Source organism: Streptomyces sp. NBC_01410, from assembly GCF_045040195.1.
In the GTDB taxonomy this organism is placed as follows: domain Bacteria; phylum Actinomycetota; class Actinomycetes; order Streptomycetales; family Streptomycetaceae; genus Streptomyces.
The window spans coordinates 2169940-2191271 of record NZ_CP109530.1 but is presented as its reverse complement, the minus strand read 5'-3'; the positions used below and the strand labels follow the sequence as shown (position 1 = coordinate 2191271).

At 69.8% G+C, this 21332-nt stretch carries 18 protein-coding genes; 14 read left to right on the top strand and 4 right to left on the bottom strand.

Annotation, left to right across the window (positions count from 1 at the left end; translation table 11 throughout):
* The first annotated feature begins 3 nt into the window (after nt 1-3).
* Nucleotides 4-432: a Rieske (2Fe-2S) protein gene (locus OG741_RS10135; RefSeq protein WP_405596450.1), complete on the top strand. Its 429-nt coding sequence runs from the start codon at nt 4-6 to the stop codon at nt 430-432.
* A gap of 6 nt (nt 433-438) precedes the next feature.
* Here the strand turns inward: OG741_RS10135 and OG741_RS10130 are convergent, their stop codons facing one another.
* The gene (locus OG741_RS10130; protein WP_405596449.1) at nt 439-1371 is read right to left on the bottom strand and encodes a hypothetical protein; all 933 of its coding nucleotides are present in this window, start codon (nt 1369-1371) and stop codon (nt 439-441) included.
* A gap of 369 nt (nt 1372-1740) precedes the next feature.
* Between OG741_RS10130 and uvrC the strand changes: the two genes are divergently transcribed.
* The 13 genes from uvrC (at nt 1741) to OG741_RS10065 (ending at nt 17897) form a co-directional block, all read left to right on the top strand.
* Nucleotides 1741-3723 carry an excinuclease ABC subunit UvrC gene (uvrC, locus tag OG741_RS10125; protein WP_405596448.1) on the top strand — a complete coding sequence of 661 codons (1983 nt, stop codon included), beginning with the start codon at nt 1741-1743 and terminating at the stop codon, nt 3721-3723.
* Complete coding sequence (gene rapZ, locus OG741_RS10120; RefSeq protein WP_324986807.1) at nt 3720-4658, top strand: RNase adapter RapZ; 939 nt, start codon at nt 3720-3722, stop codon at nt 4656-4658. Before uvrC ends, rapZ begins: the two co-directional genes overlap by 4 nt.
* Nucleotides 4655-5689, top strand: coding sequence for a uridine diphosphate-N-acetylglucosamine-binding protein YvcK (gene yvcK, locus OG741_RS10115; protein ID WP_324986811.1), 1035 nt, complete (start codon nt 4655-4657; stop codon nt 5687-5689). Before rapZ ends, yvcK begins: the two co-directional genes overlap by 4 nt.
* Nucleotides 5680-6669: a DNA-binding protein WhiA gene (whiA, locus tag OG741_RS10110; RefSeq protein WP_215093490.1), complete on the top strand. Its 990-nt coding sequence runs from the start codon at nt 5680-5682 to the stop codon at nt 6667-6669. Before yvcK ends, whiA begins: the two co-directional genes overlap by 10 nt.
* A 167-nt stretch (nt 6670-6836) precedes the next feature.
* The gene (locus tag OG741_RS10105; RefSeq protein WP_405596447.1) at nt 6837-9782 is read left to right on the top strand and encodes a M14 family zinc carboxypeptidase; all 2946 of its coding nucleotides are present in this window, start codon (nt 6837-6839) and stop codon (nt 9780-9782) included.
* 191 nt (nt 9783-9973) lie between these two features.
* Nucleotides 9974-10984 (top strand): type I glyceraldehyde-3-phosphate dehydrogenase, encoded by a 1011-nt coding sequence (gene gap, locus OG741_RS10100; protein ID WP_266477587.1) that lies wholly within the window; start codon nt 9974-9976, stop codon nt 10982-10984.
* Nucleotides 10985-11101: 117 nt separating this feature from the next.
* Entirely contained in the window at nt 11102-12313 is a 1212-nt protein-coding gene (locus OG741_RS10095; protein ID WP_405596446.1) for a phosphoglycerate kinase, read from the top strand.
* 5 nt (nt 12314-12318) lie between these two features.
* Nucleotides 12319-13095 (top strand): triose-phosphate isomerase, encoded by a 777-nt coding sequence (gene tpiA / locus OG741_RS10090; protein WP_405596445.1) that lies wholly within the window; start codon nt 12319-12321, stop codon nt 13093-13095.
* A 108-nt stretch (nt 13096-13203) separates the two neighbouring features.
* The gene (secG, locus tag OG741_RS10085; protein WP_266477593.1) at nt 13204-13440 is read left to right on the top strand and encodes a preprotein translocase subunit SecG; all 237 of its coding nucleotides are present in this window, start codon (nt 13204-13206) and stop codon (nt 13438-13440) included.
* Nucleotides 13441-13574: 134 nt separating this feature from the next.
* A complete protein-coding gene (locus tag OG741_RS10080; protein ID WP_003976875.1) occupies nt 13575-13910 on the top strand; it encodes an RNA polymerase-binding protein RbpA in 336 nt (111 codons plus the stop codon).
* A gap of 189 nt (nt 13911-14099) precedes the next feature.
* A complete protein-coding gene (gene pgi, locus OG741_RS10075) occupies nt 14100-15752 on the top strand; it encodes a glucose-6-phosphate isomerase (RefSeq protein ID WP_405605494.1) in 1653 nt (550 codons plus the stop codon).
* A gap of 4 nt (nt 15753-15756) precedes the next feature.
* Entirely contained in the window at nt 15757-16257 is a 501-nt protein-coding gene (locus OG741_RS10070) for a PH domain-containing protein (protein ID WP_405596444.1), read from the top strand.
* Entirely contained in the window at nt 16254-17897 is a 1644-nt protein-coding gene (locus OG741_RS10065) for a PH domain-containing protein (protein WP_405596443.1), read from the top strand. The genes OG741_RS10070 and OG741_RS10065 overlap by 4 nt, the downstream gene beginning before the upstream one ends.
* Before the next feature lie 95 nt (nt 17898-17992).
* Here the strand turns inward: OG741_RS10065 and pgl are convergent, their stop codons facing one another.
* Genes pgl through zwf form a run of 3 tightly spaced genes read right to left on the bottom strand, consistent with a single transcriptional unit; the run spans nt 17993 to nt 21326 of the window.
* On the bottom strand, nt 17993-18775 hold the full coding sequence (gene pgl / locus OG741_RS10060; RefSeq protein WP_405596442.1) for a 6-phosphogluconolactonase: 783 nt from the start codon (nt 18773-18775) through the stop codon (nt 17993-17995).
* Nucleotides 18772-19797 carry a glucose-6-phosphate dehydrogenase assembly protein OpcA gene (gene opcA, locus OG741_RS10055; RefSeq protein WP_405596441.1) on the bottom strand — a complete coding sequence of 342 codons (1026 nt, stop codon included), beginning with the start codon at nt 19795-19797 and terminating at the stop codon, nt 18772-18774. The genes pgl and opcA overlap by 4 nt, the downstream gene beginning before the upstream one ends.
* On the bottom strand, nt 19794-21326 hold the full coding sequence (zwf, locus tag OG741_RS10050) for a glucose-6-phosphate dehydrogenase (protein ID WP_266477627.1): 1533 nt from the start codon (nt 21324-21326) through the stop codon (nt 19794-19796). Before zwf ends, opcA begins: the two co-directional genes overlap by 4 nt.
* Between the last annotated feature and the right edge of the window lie 6 nt (nt 21327-21332).

Genomic DNA, 21332 nt, shown 5'->3' with positions numbered 1-21332 from the left:
TCCATGTCCGGCCAGTCCGCCGCCCGCCGTACCGTGCTGAAAGGCGCCGCCCTCGCCGGCGCGGCCGGGCTGGGGGTCGCGGCCTGCTCCACCGAGTCGAAGCTCGGGCACGCCGAGAACCCCACGCCGACCGCGCCCGTCGAGCTCGGCGCGGCCGATGCCGTCCCGGTCGGCGGTGCCAAGCTCTACCGCGAGCAGCGGCTCGTCGTCAGCTGCCCGGCAAAGGGCCAGTACAAGGCCTTCAGCGCGCAGTGCACGCACGCGGGCTGCGTCCTGGACAAGGTGGAGGGCACGGAGGGCAACTGTCCCTGCCACGGCAGCCGTTTCGATGTGACGACCGGCAAGGCTCTCCAGGGCCCGGCGACCGTGCCGCTTCCCGAGGTCCCGATCAGGGCCGAGGGCGGCAAGCTCGTCGCCGGTCCTGGCGCATGAGCGGACTCACTCCCAGTCCCAGTCGATCCCCAGGGTTCCGGGCCGTACGCCCTGCTCCACCAGATGCACCGTGCGATGGCGTCCGCTCAGTGTGAGATCCGTCCGTGCCCCGCGCAGCGCACCCGTCGTGGCCTGCGCGAATCTCCGGCACCGCACCGGCAGCGCGCCCTCGTCGAACTGCACCTGCAGCATGTACTGCCCGCCCGCGAAGCTGAAGCCGCGCACATACTCGCCGCTCGGCCCGCCGGTCCCGTCCTCGAAGCCATAGCCGAAGAGGTACGTCTCACCCGCGCGCAGCCGGGCGTCGAAGAGCAGCTCCGCGACGAGCACCCCGGTCTCGCGGTGCCACCGCACCCGCCCCGTGCGGCAGTTCTCCAGTGCGCTGACCTCCACCCGCGCCGGATCGCAGCCGGGGTCGCCGTAGTGGATGGCCAGATAGCGGTCGATCCCGTCGCGGTGGGCGCGTACGACATGCGCCGAGTCGCGCCCCAGCAGCTCGCGCCCCGACCCGATCCGCACCCGCTCGTGGTGGCCCACCGTGTGCAGCCCGCCGTCGGCGGGTGACTCCAGATCCGCGAGCAGCTGCTCGACGGCGCCGGAAGCCTCCACCAGTGAGCGGTAGGAGCGCGCGGCGGGGCGCTCTACGTCCGCGCGCGCTCCGCCCTCGCCGGCATCGAGCAGCCGGATCAGCGAGTTCCCGGGCAGTTCGAGTACGTCCTCCAGGGCGCGTACGGCGCGCAGTGACTCGGGCCGCTGCGGACGCCGCGCCCCCTGCTGCCAGTAACTCAGACTGGTCACACCGACCTTGATGCCGCGGTGCGCGAGATGGTGCTGGACGCGCTGGAGCGGCAGTCCGCGCACCGCGAGCGCGGCGCGCAGCGCCAGATGGAAGGGGCCGGTGTGCAGCACCTGTGCCAGATCGGCCTCGGTGTGCCCCATGGTTCCTCCAGCGGCTTTCGGGAAGCGAGTGAGTGTTCACGGTGGGGGTGAGCCGCTGAGGGTGGGCGGCGACGGGCGTCCAGGTGGAACGGGACGGAGGTATTCACATCCCGGCCGTGGCATTCACAGCGCCGTGTCACCCCGCATTGAAGCGTGTTGATCTGCCCTCGACAAGGACTGATACTCAACCGCAGCGTCCGGAGGCGCTCCTCCTCGGGAGGATCGCGATGCGCGACGCTGATCGTCGCGGCGGCCTAGCACCGCCGCCGCGCCTGACGTCCCTGGGCTCCGCGTACGGGGGTCGGTGAGCGGCGTCCCGGCACACAGCACGGGCCCGCACTGTCACCCCCCGCCAGTAGGGTGGAGCGCATGGCAGACCCCTCCAGCTACCGCCCCAAGCCGGGACAGATCCCCGACTCGCCGGGGGTCTACAAGTTCCGCGACGAGCACCGCCGGGTGATCTACGTCGGGAAGGCGAAAAGCCTCCGGCAGCGCCTCGCCAACTACTTCCAGGACCTGGCGAGTCTGCACCCGCGCACCCGCACCATGGTCACCACCGCCGCCTCCGTCGAGTGGACCGTCGTCTCGACCGAGGTCGAGGCGCTCCAGCTGGAGTACTCCTGGATCAAGGAGTTCGACCCCAGGTTCAACGTCAAGTACCGGGACGACAAGAGCTATCCGTATCTCGCGGTCACCCTCAATGAGGAGTTTCCGCGGGTCCAGGTGATGCGCGGCGCCAAGAAGAAGGGCGTGCGCTACTTCGGTCCGTACGGCCATGCCTGGGCGATCCGCGAGACCGTCGACCTGATGCTGCGCGTCTTTCCCGTCCGTACGTGCTCCGCGGGGGTCCTGAGGAACCACCAGCAGAAGGGGCGCCCCTGTCTGCTCGGCTACATCGGCAAGTGCTCCGCACCCTGTGTCGGCCGGGTCACCCCCGAGGAACACCGCGAACTGGCCGAGGAGTTCTGCGACTTCATGGCCGGCCGCACCGGCACCTACATCCGCCGCCTGGAGAAGCAGATGACGGCGGCCGCCGATGAGATGGAGTACGAGAAGGCGGCCAGGCTGCGTGACGACATAGGGGCGCTCAAGCGGGCCCTGGAGAAGAACGCGGTCGTGCTCGCGGACGCCACCGACGCCGATCTGATCGCCGTCGCCGAGGACGAGCTGGAAGCCGCCGTACAGATCTTCCATGTCCGCGGCGGACGCGTCCGCGGCCTGCGCGGCTGGGTCACCGACAAGGTCGAGGCCGTCGACACCGCCGGCCTCGTCGAGCACGCGCTTCAGCAGCTGTACGGCGAGGAGAAGGGCGACGCGGTCCCCAAGGAAGTCCTCGTCCCGGCGCTGCCCGAGGACACCGGCGCGGTCAGCCAGTGGCTCAGCGAGCGCCGTGGCTCGAACGTCTCGCTGCGCATCCCCCAGCGCGGAGACAAGAAGGACCTGATGGAGACGGTCCAGCGCAATGCCCAGCAGGCCCTCGCCCTGCACAAGACCAAGCGCGCCAGCGACCTGACGACCCGCTCGCGCGCCCTGGAGGAGATCGCCGAGGCTCTCGGCCTCGACTCGGCGCCGCTGCGGATCGAGTGCTTCGACATCTCCCACCTCCAGGGCGAGGACGTCGTGGCGTCCATGGTGGTCTTCGAGGACGGCCTGGCCCGCAAGAGCGAGTACCGCCGGTTCCAGATCAAGGGCTTCGAGGGACAGGACGACGTCCGGTCCATGCACGAGGTCATCAGCCGCCGCTTCAAGCGCTATCTGGCCGAGAAGGACAGGACGGGGGAGTGGATCGGCGAGGACGTCCCCGAGGACGCCCCGGAGGACGACGGCAAGCGCAAGCGTTTCGCGTATCCGCCGCAGCTCGTCGTGGTCGACGGAGGCCAGCCCCAGGTGGCCGCCGCCCAGCGCGCGCTCGACGAGCTCGGCATCGACGATGTCGCCGTCTGCGGACTTGCCAAGCGCCTGGAGGAGGTCTGGCTGCCGCACGAAGACGACCCGGTGGTCCTGCCGCGCTCCAGCGAGGGGCTGTATCTCCTCCAGCGGGTCCGTGACACAGCTCACGACTTCGCCATCCGCTACCAGCGCTCCAAGCGGACCAAGCGCATCAGGATCAGCCCGCTCGACGCCGTGCCCGGTCTCGGCGAGACCCGTAAGCAGGCGCTGATCAAGCATTTCGGCTCGGTGAAGCGGCTGAAGCAGGCGACAATCGAGCAGATCTGCGAGGTTCCCGGCATGGGTCGCAAGACCGCGGAGTCCGTGGTGGTGGCCCTTGCCCAGGCGGCTCCGGCCGCCCCTGCCGTGAATACGGCAACAGGAGAGATCATTGAAGAGAACGACGGGGGAAGCACGACATGACTGAGCACGACGGAGACGGAGCAGCAGACGTGAGTACGGGCACCACGATCGAGCCCGGCGGAGCCGCGGAGGCGGCCATCCCCGAGCTGGTCATCATCTCCGGTATGTCGGGTGCCGGGCGCAGCACGGCCGCGAAGTGTCTGGAAGACCTCGGCTGGTTCGTCGTCGACAACCTGCCGCCCGCGCTGATCCCCACGATGGTGGAGCTCGGCGCCCGCTCGCAGGGCAATGTCGCCCGGATCGCCGTCGTCGTCGACGTACGCGGCAGGCGGTTCTTCGACAACCTGCGTGAATCCCTCGCCGACCTGGACTCCAAGCAGGTCACGCGGCGGATCGTTTTCCTCGAGTCCTCCGACGAGGCCCTGGTCCGCCGTTTCGAGTCGGTCCGCCGTCCGCACCCGCTGCAGGGCGACGGCCGGATCGTCGACGGTATCGCCGCCGAGCGTGATCTGCTGCGCGAGCTGCGCGGCGACGCCGACCTGGTGATCGACACCTCCAGCCTCAACGTGCACGAGCTGCGCGCCAAGATGGACGCCCAGTTCGCGGGCGACGAGAAGCCGGAGCTGCGCGCCACGGTGATGTCGTTCGGGTTCAAGTACGGACTGCCCGTCGACGCGGATCTCGTCGTCGACATGCGCTTCCTGCCGAACCCGCACTGGGTCCCCGAGCTGCGCCCCTTCACCGGCCTGAACGAAGAGGTGTCGAACTACGTCTTCAACCAGCCCGGCGCCAAGGAGTTCCTCGACCGCTACACCGAGCTGCTCCAGCTGATCGCCGCGGGCTACCGCCGCGAGGGCAAGCGGTACGTCACCATCGCCGTTGGCTGCACCGGTGGCAAGCACCGCTCCGTCGCCACGTCCGAGAAGCTGGCCGCCCGGCTCTCCTCCGCCGGGATCGAGACCGTCGTCGTCCACCGGGACATGGGGCGCGAGTGACCGGACGCAACCTTCGTCTGAGGCGGCTGCGCAGGGCCACGCACGCGCCGACCGGACGGAAACGCGGCGCGCAGCCCAAGGTCGTCGCGCTCGGCGGCGGCATGGGCCTGTCCGCGTCGCTCACCGCCCTGCGCCGGATCACCGGCGACCTCACCGCGGTCGTCACCGTCGCCGACGACGGCGGCTCCAGCGGCCGGCTCCGCGACGAGCTGGGTGTGCTGCCCCCCGGCGATCTGCGCAAGGCCCTGGCGGCCCTGTGCGGCGACGACGACTGGGGCCAGACCTGGGCCCGCGTCATCCAGCACCGCTTCCAGTCCCAGGGCGACCTGCACGAACACGCGGTCGGCAATCTGCTGATCGTCGCCCTGTGGGAACAGCTGGGCGACCATGTCCTGGCGCTGGACCTGGTCGGCAAGCTGCTGGGCGCGCACGGGCGGGTGCTGCCGATGTCCGCCGTGCCGCTGGAGCTCCAGGCCCTGGTACGGGGCCACGACCCGGCCCGCCCGGACGAGGTGGACACGGTCCGTGGCCAGGCCACCGTCGCGCTCACCCCGGGCGAGGTGCAGTCCGTGCACCTCGTCCCGCACGACCCGCCCGCCGTCCCGGAAGCCGTCGAAGCGGTCCTGGACGCCGACTGGGTGGTCCTCGGCCCCGGTTCGTGGTTCTCCTCGGTGATCCCGCATCTGCTGGTACCCGAACTGCTGGACGCGCTGATCGAGACGAGGGCCCGCCGGGTCCTCTCCCTCAACCTCGCGCCGCAGCCCGGCGAAACAGATGGCTTCTCACCGCAGCGTCATTTGGAGGTTTTGGGACGACACGCGCCTAAACTCGCCCTGGACGTGGTGCTGGCCGACGAGGCCGCTGTGCCCGACCGCGAGTCCCTCGCCGACGCCGCAAAGCGGTTCGGTGCCGCGGTCGAGCTGGCGCCCGTGGCCTCGCCCAATGGTGTTCCGAAGCATGATCCGGAGCTGTTGGCCGCCGCGTACGACCGTATTTTTCGGATGCATGGAAGGATCGGCCCATGGCGATGACGGCAGCGGTGAAGGACGAAATCTCCCGGCTTCCCGTCACCCGGACCTGCTGCAGAAAGGCGGAGGTCTCGGCGATCCTTCGGTTCGCGGGCGGGCTGCATCTGGTCAGCGGCCGCATTGTGATCGAGGCGGAGCTGGACACCGGCATCGCGGCACGCCGGCTGAAGCGGGACATCCTGGAGATCTTCGGCCACAGCTCCGAGCTCATGGTGATGGCGCCGGGGGGACTGCGCCGCGGCTCGCGCTATGTCGTACGGGTGGTGGCGGGCGGCGACCAGCTGGCCCGCCAGACCGGTCTGGTCGACGGCAGGGGCCGGCCGATCCGGGGACTGCCGCCGCAGGTCGTCTCGGGCGCCACATGTGACGCGGAGGCCGCCTGGCGCGGCGCGTTCCTGGCACACGGTTCGCTCACCGAGCCGGGCCGCTCCTCCTCGCTGGAGGTCACCTGCCCGGGTCCGGAGGCCGCTCTCGCGCTGGTCGGCGCGGCCCGCCGGCTCTCCATCGCCGCCAAGGCGCGCGAGGTGCGCGGTGTGGACCGTGTCGTCGTGCGCGACGGGGACGCGATCGGCGCGCTGCTGACCCGCCTCGGTGCCCACGAGTCCGTGCTCGCCTGGGAGGAGCGGCGGATGCGGCGCGAGGTGCGCGCCACCGCCAACCGCCTCGCCAACTTCGACGACGCCAATCTGCGCCGCTCGGCGCGCGCCGCGGTCGCCGCGGGCGCCCGCGTCCAGCGCGCGCTGGAGATCCTCGGCGAGGAGGTGCCCGAGCACCTCGCGGCGGCCGGACGGCTGCGCATGGAGCACAAGCAGGCGTCCCTGGAGGAGCTGGGCGCACTCGCCGACCCGCCGCTGACGAAGGACGCCGTGGCGGGCCGTATCCGCCGACTGCTCGCGATGGCGGACAAGCGGGCCCAGGATCTCGGCATTCCGGGCACGGAGTCCAACCTCACCGAGGAGATGGCGGACGGCCTCGTAGGCTGATCCACCGTCACCATTCGTTCTACCGACCGCTGTCGCCGTTCACCCGAACGCCGACAGCGGTTTTTTTGTGCACTCCTTCGGACGGCGTGGCTGTCTTGACATGGCCATGGGGTGTGATGAGTCTGGCGTCTGTTCACTTTCCTGGCAGAAACCAGCAAGGGGGGCCAATGAGACGAAGAGCGAGATCGATCCTCGCCGCCGTATCACTCCTGACAGCCGGACTCGCGGCCGCGCCGCTCGCCCAGGCACAACCCGCGGGCGACGGCGACGGACTGTCCGTATGGCGCGCCCAAGTCACCAAGACCCAGGTCCCGCTGATCCTCGCGGCGGGTGCCGACGGTCATGAACTGACCGAGCAGGTGCCCGACAAGGGCGCCGCCACCGTGGAGCTCTACCTCACCGACAAGCAGGCCGGCGCTCTGCGCAAGCAGGGCATCGAGGTCACCGAGCACACCGTCTCCTCCTCGGCCGAGAAGCGGGTGGCGGCAGCGGGCGACGGCGTCTTCCGCCCGTACGGCGGGGAGAGGGGCCTGAAGCGCGAGATCCTCGCCACCGCGCAGGCCCATCCCGCCCTCACCAAGGTCGTCAGCATCGGCAAGACCGTCAAGGGCCAGGACATCCTCGCCCTCAAGGTCAGCAAGGGCGCCAAGAAGTTCCGGGACGGCTCCAAGCCCTCCACGCTGTATCTGTCCAACCAGCACGCGCGTGAGTGGATCACCCCGGAGATGACCCGGCGGCTGATGCACTACTACCTGGCGAACTACGGCAAGGACCCGCGGATCACGAAGATTGTCGACTCCACCGAACTGTGGTTCGTCATCTCCGCCAACCCCGACGGCTACGACTACACGTTCACCGGCACCGACGAGCGCCAGTGGCGCAAGAACCTCCACGACAACAACGGCGACGGCAAGATCACCCCGGGCGACGGCGTCGACCTCAACCGGAACTTCGCCTACAAGTGGGGCTACGACAACGAGGGTTCGTCCCCCGACCCGGCCTCCGAGACCTACCGCGGCACCGGCCCGGCCTCCGAGCCCGAGACCAGGGCGCTCGACGCCTTCCAGAAGCGCATCGGCTTCGAGTACGGCATCAACTACCACTCCGCGGCCCAGCTGATCCTGTACGGAGTCGGCTGGCAGGTCGCCACCCCGACCCCGGACGACGTGCTCTACCAGTCCCTCGCCGGTACGCCGCAGAACTCCGCGATCCCCGGCTACCGCCCCCAGGTCTCCTCCGAGCTCTACACGACCAACGGCGAGGCCGACGGCCACGCGGCCAACGTCAACGGGATGATGATGTACACCCCGGAGATGTCGACCTGCGGGACCGCCTCACGCATCGACCCCAACGACCCCTGGAACCCGGCCGACTGTGCGTCGGTGTTCACCTTCCCCGACGACGAGAAGCTGATCCAGCAGGAGTTCGCCAAGAACATCCCGTTCGCGCTCTCCGTCGCCGAGACCGCGGCCCATCCCGACCAGCCCTCCTCCTCGCTCGGTCTGAAGGCCGCCGACTTCACCCCCGACGCCTTCACCACCTCCTACGCGCGCGGTGGCGACCAGGAAGTCTCCGTCGTCGCCCGTAAGTCCGTACGCGACAAGGAGCTCAAGTACCGCGTCAACGGCGGCCGTACGCACGACCAGACGCTCAGGCGCTGGAAGGGCGGCGAGACCTATGGCGGCGACGACAACATCCGCTTCGACGAGTACCGCGCCAAGGTCCGGGACGGGGACGTCGGCGACACGGTCGAGGTCTGGTTCACCGGCGAGACCCGGACCGGAGAGCCCACCGCCAGCGAACACTTCACCTACACGGTCGCCGAACGGCCGCGCGCCGACACACTGGTGATCGCGGAAGAGGGCGGCACCGCCCCGGCGAAGAACACCGCCGCGTACACCAAGGCCCTCGCGGACAACGGCCGCCGGGCCGCGGTCTGGGACGTCGCGACGCAGGGCGTCCCCAGCGCGCTGGGCGTGCTCGACCACTTCAAGACCGTCGTCTGGTACACCGGCGCGGGCCAGCCCTCCGCGGTGACCACCGGCGTCGTACGGGACTACCTCAACGAGGGCGGCAAGCTGATCAACGCCGGTGAGCAGGCCGGCGGCACGGTCGACCTGGGCGGCGCGGACTCCAACGACTTCGCCCAGTACTACCTCGGCGCGTACAACCGTGTCGGGCTCAAGTCCCCGCCCTCCTTCGCCGGTTCCGGGGCGCTCGCGGGCGCGACGGCGGCACTCGGTGACGCGAGCGGCAATCCGCTCGACCTGGCCGGGGCGTACACCATCACGTCGGACACCCTGAAGCCCGACCAATTCCCGCAGTTCGAGAGCGCCTCGGCGGGCACCTATCCGGGGACCCGCACGCCCTTCGAGCCCGCCGTAGGCGACTGGTTCGCCGCGGCGAAGCACCAGGACGACGCGTACATGCGCCTGGCGCGCACGGTGGATCTGTCGGGGACGGCGGCCGCCGCCAAGCCGAGCCTGGAGTTCCAGCTCAGCTACGACACCGAGCGCGGTTTCGACAATGTCGTCGTCGAGGCACACACGGTGGGCCAGGACGACTGGACGACCCTGCCGGACGCCAACGGCGGCACCACCAGCGAGGTGCCCGTCCAGTGCGAGGAGGGCTACTACGTCAATGGCCACCCGTTCCTCGCCCACTACCTGACGGTCGCGGCCTCCGGCTGCACGGCGACCGGAACCAGCGGCGCGTGGAACCGCTTCACGGGCTCCTCCAACGGCTGGCAGCAGGTCTCCGTGGACCTCAGCGCCCACGCCGGGAAGCAGGTCGAGCTCTCGATCTCGTACGTCTCCGACCCGGGCACCGGCGGCATCGGCGCCTTCGTCGACGACACCAGGCTCGTCGTCTCCGGCACCCCACAGGGACCCGAGGGCTTCGAGACCGCGCTCGGCCCGTGGGCCGTGCCGGGACCGCCGGCCGGCAGCCCGGGGAACACGGTCGACTGGGCGCGGGCCCAGGCGCTCTTCCACTCCCAGGCCGCCGTCACCACCGAGGACAGCGTGCTGATCGGCTTCGGCCTCGAGCACGTGCCCTCTCCGGGCGACCGCAAGAACGTCATCGGGAAGGCGCTGAGGGCCCTCGGCAGCTGACACCGCGAAGCACGCCACGGCGGCTCCTGCCCCTGCCGAAACCCTACTGAGGGGTAGGGGTCGCCGTGGCGCGCACAGGCCCTCTCGATGTCACTCGCAGGCCGCCAGGGGGGTAGGGTCGTAGGCGGTCGGGGACATCCCATACAGCTCGCCGGCGTCGAAACCCGGCGTACCAACGAGGAGATCGGTTCGTGACGATCCGCGTAGGCATCAACGGCTTTGGCCGCATCGGTCGTAACTACTTCCGCGCGCTGCTGGAGCAGGGTGCAGACATCGAGATCGTGGCTGTCAACGACCTTGGTGACACTGCGACCACCGCCCACCTTCTGAAGTACGACACCATCCTGGGCCGCCTCAAGGCCGAGGTGACCCACACCGCCGACACGATCACCGTTGACGGCCGCACCATCAAGGTGCTGTCCGAGCGCAACCCCGCCGATATTCCGTGGGGCGAGCTGGGCGTCGACATCGTCATCGAGTCCACCGGCATCTTCACGAAGAAGGCCGACGCCGCGAAGCACATCGCCGGCGGCGCCAAGAAGGTCCTCATCTCGGCTCCGGCCAAGGACGAGGACATCACCATCGTGATGGGCGTCAACCAGGACAAGTACGACGCGGCCAACCACCACGTCATCTCCAACGCCTCCTGCACCACCAACTGTGTGGCGCCGATGGCCAAGGTTCTCGACGAGAACTTCGGCATCGTCAAGGGGCTGATGACCACGGTCCACGCGTACACGAACGACCAGCGCATCCTTGACTTCCCGCACTCGGACCTGCGCCGCGCCCGCGCCGCCGCCGAGAACATCATCCCGACCACCACCGGTGCCGCGAAGGCCACCGCGCTCGTCCTCCCGCAGCTCAAGGGCAAGCTCGACGGCATCGCGATGCGCGTTCCGGTCCCGACCGGTTCGGCCACCGACCTTGTGGTGGAGCTGCAGCGCGAGGTCACCAAGGACGAGGTCAACGCCGCGTTCAAGAAGGCCGCCGACTCCGGCGACCTGCAGGGCGTTCTCTTCTACACCGAGGACCCGATCGTCTCCTCGGACATCGTCGGCGACCCGGCCTCCTGCACCTTCGACTCCTCCCTGACCATGGTCCAGGAGGGCAAGTCGGTGAAGATCCTCGGCTGGTACGACAACGAGTGGGGCTACTCCAACCGTCTCGTGGACCTCACGGTCTTCGTCGGCGGCCAGCTCTGATCTGCAAGCTGATCTGCAAAGAGAGCACCACGATGTGAGCGACAGGGCTTGGGCCGCGCAACGAAGCGCCGCCCAGGCCCTGTCGCACGTACCAGCCGTACGAGGAGCCGCATTTTCATGAAGACGATCGACGAACTTCTCACCGAAGGGGTCGCGGGCAAGCGGGTATTCGTCCGCGCCGACCTCAATGTGCCGCTCGACGGCACCACGATCACCGACGACGGCCGCATCCGCGCGGTCCAGCCGACAGTCGCCAAGCTCGCCGAGGCGGGCGCGCGCGTCGTCGTCGCCTCGCACCTGGGCCGCCCCAAGGGCGCCCCGGACCCGGCCTTCTCGCTCGCCCCGGCCGCACGGCGCCTGGGTGAACTGCTCGGCGCCGATGTCGCCTTCGCGACCGACACCGTCGGTGAATCGGCCAAGGCCGTCGTCGCGGGCCTCGCCGACGGCCAGGTCGCCGTCATCGAGAACCTCCGCTTCAACGCCGGCGAGACGAGCAAGGACGACGAGGAGCGCGGATCGTTCGCGGACCAGCTGGCCGCCCTCGCCGATGTGTACGTCGGCGACGGCTTCGGGGCCGTCCACCGCAAGCACGCCTCGGTGTACGACCTCCCGGCCCGGCTGCCGCACGCCGCCGGCTACCTCATCGCCACCGAGGTCGGCGTCCTGAAGAAGCTCACCGAGGAGGTGCAGCGCCCGTACGTGGTGATCCTCGGCGGCGCCAAGGTCTCCGACAAGCTCGGCGTCATCGACCAGCTGCTCGGCAAGGCCGACCGCATCCTCATCGGCGGCGGCATGGCCTACACCTTCCTCAAGGCCAAGGGCCACGAGGTCGGCATCTCCCTCCTCCAGGAGGACCAGATCCCGACCGTCACCGAGTACATGGAGCGCGCCGAGAAGAACGGCGTCGAGCTCGTCCTGCCGGTCGACATCCTCGCCTCGGGCGAGTTCCCCGACCTGAAGACCAAGGCCCCGGCCGACTTCATCACCGTCGACGCCGACAAGATCCCCGCCGACAAGGAGGGCCTGGACATCGGCCCGAAGTCGCGCGAGCTGTTCGCGTCGAAGATCGCCGACGCCGGGACCGTCTTCTGGAACGGCCCGGTCGGCGTCTTCGAGCACCCCGACTACGCCCAGGGCACCAAGGCCGTCGCCGAGGCGCTGCTCGGCAGCAAGGGCTTCACCGTCGTCGGCGGCGGCGACTCGGCAGCCGCCGTGCGCACGCTCGGTTTCGACGAGAACGCATTCGGCCACATTTCCACCGGCGGTGGCGCCAGCCTCGAATACCTCGAGGGCAAGACGCTCCCCGGCCTCGCCGCACTGGAGGACTGAAAACCGTGAGTGAACGTATCCCGCTGATGGCGGGCAACTGGAAGATGAACCTCAACCACCTCGAGGCCATCGCGCACGTCCAGAAGCTCGCCTTCGCCCTGGCGGACAAGGACTACGAGGCCGTAGAGGTCGCCGTCCTGCCGCCCTTCACCGACCTGCGCTCCGTGCAGACCCTGGTCGACGGTGACAAGCTCAAGATCAAGTACGGCGCCCAGGACATCTCGGCGCACGACTCCGGCGCGTACACCGGCGAGATCTCGGGCCCGATGCTGGCCAAGCTGAAGTGCACCTACGTCGCCGTGGGCCACTCCGAGCGCCGCCAGTACCACGCCGAGACGGACGAGCTCTGCAACGCCAAGGTCAAGTCCGCCTTCAAGCACGGCCTGACCCCGATCCTCTGCGTCGGAGAGGGCCTGGACATCCGCAAGGCGGGCAACCAGGTCGAGTACACGCTCGCGCAGCTCGACGGCGGCCTGAAGGACGTCCCGGCCGAGCAGGCCGAGTCGATCGTGATCGCGTACGAGCCGGTGTGGGCCATCGGCACCGGCGAGGTCGCGACCCCCGAGGACGCGCAGGAGGTCTGCGGTGCGATCCGCGGGCGTCTGGCGGAGCTGTACTCCCAGGAGCTGGCCGGCAAGGTCCGCGTCCAGTACGGCGGCTCGGTGAAGGCCGGGAACGTCGCCGCGATCATGGCGCAGCCCGATGTGGACGGCGCCCTGGTGGGCGGTGCGGCGCTGGACGCCGAGGAGTTCGTCAAGATCGTCCGGTTCCGCGACCAGTGAGTATGCCGTAGCGCGGATCCGTCGTACCCTTGCGGGGGCCGAGTAGGCAGCATGGAAATGCCACCCGGCCCCCGTCCTCCATTTCAGTCCTAGGAAGTTGGTCCAGCCGTGATTTTCGGGTTCTCGATTGCCCTGATCATCTTCAGTGGCTTGCTGCTGCTGCTGGTGCTGATGCACAAGGGGAAGGGCGGCGGCCTCTCCGACATGTTCGGTGGCGGAATGCAGTCCTCGGTGGGTGGCTCCTCGGTCGCCGAGCGTAACCTCGACCGCATCACCGTGGTAATCGGTCTGCTGTGGTTTGCCTGCATTGTCGTACTTGGTCTGCTGATCAAGTTGGACAGCTGACCCAGGCCATCCACGTCCCGGGGTGGGGTGTAACTCCAATCACTGGACGAGCGTTGGGCCTTACGTAGACTGGGGCACCGCGGCGCAGCCGCTGTGAGACGCTGTGCAGCACCATCACGCAGGGAGTTACGACCGTGGCAAGTGGCAACGCGATCCGGGGAAGCCGGGTCGGAGCGGGGCCGATGGGTGAGGCCGAGCGGGGCGAGTCCGCGCCGCGCCTGCGCATCTCCTTCTGGTGCTCCAACGGGCACGAGACGCAGCCGAGCTTCGCCAGCGACGCACAGGTCCCCGAGACGTGGGACTGCCCGCGCTGCGGGTTCCCGGCCGGTCAGGATCGGGACAATCCACCGGACCCGCCGCGTACGGAGCCGTACAAGACGCACCTCGCCTATGTGCGCGAGCGGCGCAGCGACGCGGACGGTGAGGCGATTCTCGCCGAAGCGCTGGCCAAACTGCGGGGCGAGATCTAGAGATTGCGGTCCGGCCGGACACCCGAGGGTGCCCGGCCGGACTTTCTTTTTGATGCGTCCTCCTCTTCTTCGGCGCGTCTTTCGCGATGCGTCTCTTCTACGTACGCCGTGGCACCCCGCTGATCAATTAGGTTGGAGACGCAGCGGGGCACGCAGGCAGGTACGAGAAGAAGTGGGCTGATGTCCAAGATGAGCGCAGAAGGCCGTACGAGGCTCAACCAGACGCCCGAATGGGCCGCTCTCGGCAAGCACCGCGAGCAGCTGGGACAGACACATCTGCGGGAGCTGTTCGCGGCCGACGAGGCACGCGGCAGCGGCTACACCCTCCAGGTCGGGGACCTCCACCTCGACTACTCCAAGCACCTGGTGACCGACGAGACGCTGGCGCTGCTGCGCGAGCTGGCCGCGGCCACCGGCGTCGGCGCCCTGCGGGACGCGATGTTCCGCGGCGAGAAGATCAACACCACGGAGAACCGGGCCGTTCTGCACACGGCCCTGCGCGCCCCGCGCGACGCCGTGATCGAGGTGGACGGCGAGAACGTGGTGCCCGCCGTGCACGCGGTGCTCGACAAGATGGCCGCCTTCTCGGAGCGGATCCGCTCCGGCGAGTGGACCGGCCACACCGGCAGGCCCATCAAGAACATCGTCAACATCGGCATCGGCGGCTCCGATCTGGGCCCCGCCATGGCGTACGAGGTACTGCGCTCCTTCACCGCGCGCGATCTGACCTTCCACTTCGTCTCGAACGTCGACGGGGCCGATCTGCACGAGGCCGTACGGGACCTGGACGCGGCCGAGACGCTGTTCATCATCGCCTCCAAGACCTTCACCACCATCGAGACCATCACCAACGCCACCTCCGCGCGTGACTGGCTGCTCACCGAGCTGAACGCCGGTCAGGAGGCCGTCGCCAAGCACTTCGTCGCACTGTCGACCAATGCGGAGAAGGTCGGCGACTTCGGCATCGACACGGCCAACATGTTCGAGTTCTGGGACTGGGTCGGCGGACGCTACTCCTACGACTCCGCCATCGGGCTCTCGCTGATGATCGCGATCGGCCCGGACCGCTTCCGGGAGATGCTCGACGGCTTCCACCTCGTCGACGAGCACTTCCGCACGGCACCGCCTGAGACCAACGCCCCGCTGCTGCTGGGCCTGCTGGGCGTCTGGTACGGCGCGTTCTTCGACGCGCAGTCGCATGCGGTGCTGCCGTACTCCCACTACCTGTCCAAGTTCACCGCGTATCTGCAGCAGCTCGACATGGAGTCCAACGGCAAGTCCGTGGACCGCGAGGGCAACCGCGTGGACTGGCAGACCGGCCCCGTCGTCTGGGGCACGCCGGGCACCAACGGGCAGCACGCGTACTACCAGTTGATCCACCAGGGCACCAAGGTCATCCCGGCGGACTTCATCGGCTTCGCCAGGCCCGTCGCGGATCTGTCGCCGCGGCTGGTTGCCCAGCACGACCTGCTGATGGCCAACTTCTTCGCGCAGACCCAGGCGCTCGCCTTCGGCAAGACGCCGGAGGAGGTACGGGCCGAGGGCGTGCCCGAGGAGCTGGTGGCGCACAAGACGTTCCGGGGCAACCACCCGACGACGACGATCCTCGCGGACGAGCTCACGCCGTCCGTCCTCGGCCAGCTCATCGCGCTGTACGAGCACAAGGTGTTCGTCCAGGGCGCCATCTGGAACATCGACTCCTTCGACCAGTGGGGCGTCGAACTCGGCAAGGTCCTCGCCAAGAAGATCGAGCCGGTGCTCACTGAAGGGACCGGCGGCGAGCAGCTGGACAGCTCGACCGCGGCGCTTGTGGCCAAGTACCGCACGCTGCGCGGTCGCTGAGCCGATGACGGGGGAGGGCGCGGTGCGGCTGAGGCCGCCGAACAATACGCTCGACGAGCGGGCCGTCGGCTGGTGGCGGGTCCAGTGGCTGCTGGCAACGGCAGTCCCGGTGGTGGTACTGGCCGTGCTGGGCGCGCTCATCGCGCCCGCGCGGCCACCGCTGCTGACGGTCGCCGCGGCGGTGGCGGTGCTGGGTCTGGCCGGCACCGCCTCCTTCCCCGCCTGGTGGTTCCGGGTGCACCGCTGGGAGGTCACGGACGAGGCCGTGTACGTCCGTACGGGAGCGCTCTGGCAGGAGTGGCGGATCGCGCCCATGTCCCGGATCCAGACCGTCGACACGGTGCGCGGACCGCTGGAACAGGCCTTCCGGCTCGCCACGGTCGTCGTCACGACCGCGTCCTCCAAAGGCGCGATCAAGATCGAGGGGCTCGACCACGAGCTCGCCTCCCGGCTCGCCGAACAGCTGACCCGGATCACCCAGGCCACACCCGGGGACGCGACATGAGCTCCCCGGACGGGGACTGGCAGCGGCTCGAGCGGCGTACGGTCCTGGTCGCCGCGTTCGTCATGGCGGGCGTGGCCGCGGGCGCCGGGCTGCCCACCGCACTCGGACTCGCGGGCGACGACATGCCGCTGTGGGAGGCGCTCGCCTGGGTACTGGCCGGGGCCGTGCCGATGATCGCGGCGGGCGCGGGCGCGGACTACGTACGGTGGCGCCGCACCCGCTACCGCATAGGTCCCGAGCGCGCCGAACTCCACACCGGACTGCTGCTGGTCAGACGCCGCTCGCTGGCCCGCGAACGCATCCGCAGCGTCGACCTGGCCGCCAATCCGCTGCTGCGCGTCCTCGGCCTGGTCAAGGTGCGCATCGGCACCGGCGAACACAGCGGCGGCGAGTCCACGCTGGAGCTCGACGCGGTCGGCAAGGCTGAGGGTGAACGGCTGCGCAGGGAACTGCTGGCCCGGGCGGCGCCGGAACCCGGCATACGCGAGGGCGAGCTCGCCGCACTCGACCCGGCCTGGCTCCGCTACGCCCCGGTCTCCTTCGTCGCCCCGCTGCTCGGCGGCGCGGCCGTCGGCGGTGTGATGCAGGTCAGCGAATGGTTCGGGGCACAGGGCAAGGTCGTCGACTGGGTGGGAGACCGTGTCCGGGACACCTCCGTCCTCTGGACGGTCCTGGTTCTTGGCGGTGCGGTCCTGGTCGCTGGGGTCGTCGGCGCGCTCGGCCTCTGGATCGAGATGTGGTGGAACTACCGCCTGGAGCGGGAGCCCGGCGGCACCCTGCGGGTGCGCAGGGGCCTGTTCACCGCCCGCTCGATCTCCATAGAGGAGCGCAGGCTGCGCGGAGTGGAACTGGTCGAGCCGCTCGGCGTCAGGCTGCTCGGCGCGGCACGTGTCGACGCGATCGCCACGGGGCTCGTCGACGACGAGCAGGACAAACACGGCGATCTGAAAGTTCTGCTGCCTGCGGCGCCGCGGGCGGTGGCGGACGAGGTGGCAGCGCGGGTACTGCGCGAATCCGTCGCCCCGACGAGCGCGGCCCCGCTGACCGCGCACCCGCGGGCCGCGCGCACCCGCAGGCTGAGATGGGCGCTGACGGCGGCGCTGCTGCCCCCGCTGGTGCTGACGGTCCTCGGTGCCTGGCTCACGCCCGTCCTGCTGTACCTCGCTGCGGCGGGCGCGGTGGTGGGGCTGCCGGTCGCGGTGGTCCTCGCCCTGGACGCGTACCGCGCGCTGGGGCACGGCATCAGCGGTGCGTATCTGGTCGCCCGCTCCGGCACCGTCCGCCGCGCGACGGTCGCGCTGCAGCGGGGCGGGGTCATCGGCTGGACCGTGAAGCAGTCGGTCTTCCAGCGCCGGGCGGGAGTGCTGACGCTGACGGCGACGACGGCCGCGGGGGCGGGTGCGTACTCGGTCTACGACGCGGCGGAGGACGAGGGGCTGGCGTTCGCCGCGGAGGCGGTGCCGGGGGTGCTGGAGCCGTTCCTCGTCGCCGACGGGGCTGTTCCCCTACCCGCCCTCCCCCAGACTCCGTCCGGGGGGACCCCGAACCTCCCTGCGCCCGCTTCGCGGCGCGAACTGGGGGCTCCGCCCCAGACCCCCGGTACGCCCTTCGGGCGTGTCCTCAATCGCCGGACGGGCTGAATTTCCGCCGGTCGACCTGAATCTTCAGGCCGATCGGCGGAAATTTCAGCCCCGCCGGCGATTGAGGCGCGGGGGTCCGGGGGCAGCGCCCCCGGTTACGCCGATGCCGGCGGGTACAACCCTCGCGGCAGCCCCGACGCCGCCGCCGCGTCCAGCAGCCACAGCGTCCGGCTGCGGCCGTGCGCTCCCGCGGCCGGGGCCTGGACCTCACCCGCCCCCGAGAGGGCGATCGTCACCGCCTTCGCCTTGTCCTCGCCCGCCGCCAGCAGCCAGACCTCGCGTGCCGCCCGGATCGCCGGGAGCGTGAGCGAGATACGCGTGGGCGGGGGCTTGGGCGCGCCGTGGACGCCGATCACCGTGCGGGAGGACTCGCGGACCCCGGGCAGCTCGGGGAAGAGCGACGCCACATGCGTGTCGGGGCCGACGCCCAGCATCAGGACGTCGAACGTCGGCACCGGACCGTGGTCCTCCGGGCCCGCCGCCGCGGCGAGTTCGGCGGCGTACGCGGCGGCCGCGGCATCCGCGTCGCTGCCGTACGGGCCGTCCGACGCGGGCATCGCGTGCACCCGCGCCGGATCCACCGGCACGCTGTCGAGCAGGGCCTCACGGGCCTGTGTGACATTGCGCTCCGGGTCGCCCTCCGGGAGGAACCGCTCGTCTCCCCACCACAGGTCCAGCCGTCGCCAGTCGATCGCGTCCCGGGCCGAGGAGGCCCCGAGCGCGGCCAGCAGGGCGTTGCCGTTGCGGCCGCCCGTCAGGACCACCGACGCCGAGCCGCGTGCGGCCTGCGCGTCCACGATCTTGGTGATCAGGCGCGCCGCCGCGGCCTGTGCCATCAGCTCTTTGTCACGGTGGACGACGAGCTGCGGTGCACTCACTTCGCGGCCGCCTTCTTGGCCCCGGCGGCCTTCTTCGCGGGTGCGGACTTCTCGGCGGACTTGCCTGACTTGGGCGCGTCGGCCGCGTCGTCCTCCCCGTCGGCCAGCCGGTGGACGCCGAACCGCAGCGCCGAGGCGTAGGTGTCGTCCGGGTCGAGCCGCCGCAGTTCCTCCGCGATCAGCTCGGCCGTGTCGCGCCGCTTGAGCGCCACCGCCCGGTCCGGCTGCCCCTGGATGGACAGCGTCGCGAGCGAGCCGTCCGCCCGGTCCAGCACGATCTGCCCGGTACTGGTCTCCATCCGTACGGCCGTGAGGCCCGGACCGGAGGACTGCGACCGCTTCACCGGTACGTGCAGCCGGTCGGCCAGCCACATGGCGAGCAGCTCGCAGCTCGGGTTGAACTCCTCGCCCTCCACCTCGACCGATGTGACCTCGCACATCACCTGGTCCAGGGCGGCCGCGAGCATGGAGCGCCACGGCGTGATCCTGGTCCAGGACAGATCGGTGTCGCCCGGGGTGTAGGCCTCGGCGCGGGCCGTCAGTTCGCGCACCGGCTGCTCGGAGGCGTACGTGTCCGTGACCCGGCGCTGCGCCAGCGTGCCCAGCGGGTCGTTGGACGGGTCGCTCGGCGAGTTCACCGGCCACCAGGCCACGACCGGTGCGTCGGGCAGCAGCAGTGGCAGGACCACCGACTGGGCGTGGTTGACCACCTCGCCGTACAGCCGCAGCACCACCGTCTCGCCGGTGCCCGCGTCCGCGCCGACGCGCACCTCGGCGTCCAGGCGTGCCTTGGCCCGGTCGCGCGGCGAGCGCGAGACGCGCTTGATGACGACGAGGGTGCGCGAAGGGTGTTCGCGCGAGGCTTCGTTGGCGGCCTTCAGCGCGTCGTAGGCGTTCTCCTCGTCGGTGACGATGACAAGGGTGAGCACCATGCCGACGGCCGGGGTGCCGATCGCCCGGCGCCCCTGCACCAGGGCCTTGTTGATCTTGCTGGAGGTGGTGTCCGTAAGGTCGATCTTCATGGCCGACGCCAGCTCCGTCCGTCTCGTGCGAGCATTTCGTCCGCCTCGACCGGGCCCCACGTACCGGCCTGGTACTGCGGAGGCTTGCCGTGCTTGTCCCAGAACTGCTCGATCGGGTCGAGGATCTTCCAGGAGAGCTCGACCTCGGCCAGCCTCGGGAAGAGGTTGGAGTCACCGAGCAGGACGTCGAGGATGAGGCGCTCGTACGCCTCGGGGCTTGATTCGGTGAAGGACTCGCCGTACGCGAAGTCCATCGAGACGTCCCGGACCTCCATCGAGGTGCCCGGCACCTTCGAGCCGAACCGCATCGTCACACCCTCGTCCGGCTGGACCCGGATCACCAGGGCGTTCTGCCCCAGCTCCTCGGTGGCCGTGTGGTCGAAGGGGGAGTGCGGGGCGCGCTGGAAGATCACCGCGATCTCGGTGACCCGGCGGCCGAGCCGCTTGCCCGTACGGAGATAGAACGGGACGCCCGCCCAGCGGCGGTTGTCGATCTCCAGCTTGATGGCCGCGTAGGTGTCGGTCTTCGACTTGGGGTCGATGCCGTCTTCCTGGAGATAGCCGACGGCCTTCTCGCCGCCCTGCCAGCCCGCGGCGTACTGCGCGCGCACCGTGCCGGTGCCCAGGTCCCTGGGCAGCTTGACCGCGCCGAGCACCTTGGTCTTCTCGGCCGCGAGCGCGTCCGCGTCGAAGGAGGCGGGCTCCTCCATCGCGGTCAGCGCGAGCAGCTGGAGCAGGTGGTTCTGGATGACGTCACGGGCGGCGCCGATGCCGTCGTAGTAGCCGGCGCGGCCGCCGATGCCGATGTCCTCGGCCATGGTGATCTGGACATGGTCGACGTAGGAGCGGTTCCAGATCGGCTCGAAGAGCGTGTTGGCGAAGCGCAGCGCCAGGATGTTCTGGACCGTCTCCTTGCCGAGGTAGTGGTCGATCCGGAAGACCTCGTTGGCCGGGAAGACCTCGTGCACCACCTGGTTGAGCTCCATGGCGGAGACCAGGTCGTGGCCGAAGGGCTTCTCGATGACCGCGCGGCGCCAGGAGCCGTCCGTCTGGTCGGCCAGACCGTGCTTCTTGAGCTGCTGGACGACCTTGGGGAAGAACTTCGGCGGCACGGAGAGGTAGAAGGCGAAATTGCCGCCGGTGCCCTGAACCTTGTCGAGGTCCTCGATGGTGGACTTCAGCGTCTCGAAGGCGTCGTCGTCGTCGAAGTCGCCCTGGACGAAGCGCATCCCCTGGATGAGCTGCTGCCAGACCTCCTCGCGGAACGGCGTACGGGCATGGGCCTTGACGGCGTCGTGGACCTCCTGGGCGAAGTCCTCGTGCTGCCACTCGCGGCGGGCGAAGCCGACGAGCGAGAAGCCCGGCGGCAGCAGGCCGCGATTGGCCAGGTCATAGATGGCAGGCATCAACTTTTTACGTGACAAATCGCCCGTAACGCCAAAGATGACCAGGCCCGACGGCCCCGCGATACGCGGGAGCCGTCGGTCTGCGGCGTCACGGAGCGGGTTGGCTCCGCCAGTACCGGACAAGGTGGG